Below are 363 nucleotides of genomic sequence, written 5' to 3'. Positions count from 1 at the left end.
GACCTACCGGGAACTCGACGAGGCATCGGGCCGGCTGGCCAGCGTATTGATGGCCGAGTACGGGGTCCGGGCCGGTGGGATGGTCGCTCTGTTGCTGCCGCGCTCCGCGCACACGGTGATCAGCGTGCTGGCGGTGTTGAAGACCGGTGCGGGGTATGTGCCTGTCGATGTCGCGCACCCCGATGATCGGGTGCGGTTCGTTCTGGCCGATTCCGGCGCGGCGGCGCTACTGACGAGCGGGGAGCAGGTGGCGCGGGCGCGGGCACTGACCGATGCCGACCGAGGCGGCACGGGTGTCGCGGTCGTCGATGTCATGGACCCGGCGATCGAAGCTGCTGCGGTCGCCGACATCGCTCACCCGCG

Annotated in this window: 1 protein-coding gene; it reads left to right on the top strand. The window is 70.2% G+C overall.

The features are described from left to right. A partial coding sequence (locus JK358_RS38835) for an AMP-binding protein (protein WP_201958899.1) occupies nt 1-363 on the top strand: 363 nt, incomplete at both ends.

Origin of the sequence: Nocardia acididurans (assembly GCF_016741815.1) — a bacterium.
Taxonomy (GTDB): Bacteria; Actinomycetota; Actinomycetes; order Mycobacteriales; family Mycobacteriaceae; genus Nocardia; species Nocardia acididurans.
The sequence above is the reverse complement of the archived record's forward strand: the minus strand, read 5'-3'. Positions and strand labels throughout refer to the sequence as shown.